General features: G+C 44.1%; 2 tRNA genes and 1 rRNA gene. All 3 read left to right on the forward strand.

Annotated elements, in window-relative coordinates:
- Nucleotides 1-170: 170 nt before the first annotated feature.
- Nucleotides 171-244: transfer RNA gene (locus tag FFO06_RS20695), tRNA-Ile, on the forward strand.
- Between the two features lie 81 nt (nt 245-325).
- Nucleotides 326-398 (forward strand) — tRNA-Ala (locus tag FFO06_RS20700).
- A 143-nt stretch (nt 399-541) separates the two neighbouring features.
- Nucleotides 542-766: ribosomal RNA gene (locus FFO06_RS20705) — 23S ribosomal RNA — on the forward strand; the annotation flags it as partial.

Genomic DNA, 766 nt, shown 5'->3' on the forward strand with positions numbered 1-766 from the left:
GTAACAAGGTAGCCGTACCGGAAGGTGTGGCTGGATCACCTCCTTTTAGGGAGACCTAATCCATTTAGAAATCGAAAGCAGTGAAAATTGTGGGTAGAAACTAAATTGGTCTAACCTAGGTCGGTCGCAGACTTGAAGTAAAGCTTTCAAACTATGATTTGGTTCGATAAGGGCTATTAGCTCAGGTGGTTAGAGCGCACCCCTGATAAGGGTGAGGTCCCTGGTTCGAGTCCAGGATGGCCCACCTGAAGGAAGTCAAAAATCAAAAGTCAAAAGTCAAAATTAAATATTTTTGAAGCATGACTAGAAATTTTGAGTTCTTTTTGGGGGTTTAGCTCAGTTGGTAGAGCGCCTGCTTTGCAAGCAGGATGTCAGCGGTTCGAGTCCGCTAACCTCCACATTGGAAAAAAAACAGCACCTAACTATAAAAGTTAGACTGCTGGGGGAAATTCCAGCCAGAACCTTGAAAACTGCATAAGAGAACGAGAAAAAGCAGGCAGACACAGACATTTAGATGGATGTGAAAGCAAAGAAAAATTGTGGTCAAGCTAATAAGGGCTAATGGTGGATACCTAGGCACACAGAGGCGAAGAAGGACGTGGTTACCGACGAAATGTTCCGGGGAGTTGGAAGCAAACTAAGAGCCGGAAATATCCGAATGGGGCAACCCTAAATACTACCTGTTGAATATATAGACAGGAAAGAGCCAACCCAGCGAACTGAAACATCTTAGTAGCTGGAGGAAGAGAAATCAAAACAGAGATTC

Source organism: Dolichospermum planctonicum (genome assembly GCF_005402965.1).
GTDB lineage: Bacteria > Cyanobacteriota > Cyanobacteriia > Cyanobacteriales > Nostocaceae > Dolichospermum > Dolichospermum planctonicum.